The organism is Haemophilus sp. HMSC071C11 (assembly GCF_001837655.1).
Classification (GTDB): domain Bacteria; phylum Pseudomonadota; class Gammaproteobacteria; order Enterobacterales; family Pasteurellaceae; genus Haemophilus; species Haemophilus influenzae.
This window is the reverse complement of the sequence record NZ_KV833439.1, coordinates 1-389: the sequence shown is the minus strand read 5'-3', so window position 1 is coordinate 389 and position 389 is coordinate 1. Positions and strand designations below refer to the sequence as shown.

The window sequence follows — 389 nt, the reverse complement described above, 5'->3', positions numbered from 1 at the left end:
AAAAATAAAGATGGTTCCATCTCAAATTTATATCTTTTACACCTTGAGCAGGGTAGTGAAAAATCTGCACTAGGGGGTGAAAATATTTCACTAGGTAGTGAAAATTTTGCACTAGGGGGTAGTGAAAATATTTCACCCATAACCAGTCACTCTTTAGAACCAGTCAATGAACCTAAAAAAACTACGCAAAAAAGCGAATCCGAAATTTTGCTTGAGCGGTTTGGCATAACAGGACAGCTTGCTAAAGATTTTATTGCGCATCGTAAAACTAAGCGAGGGGCAATTAGCGAAACGCAACTTAGCCGTTTGCAAAAACAAGCGGACAAAGCAGGAATTTCGATTTGTGAAGTGGTGGAGATTTGCATCGAACGCAACTGGCAGGGATTTAA

The 389-nt window shown here is 39.6% G+C and carries 1 pseudogene; it reads left to right on the top strand.

Annotated elements, in window-relative coordinates:
• Positions 1 to 389: pseudogene (locus tag HMPREF2644_RS06530) on the top strand (helix-turn-helix domain-containing protein); the annotation flags it as partial.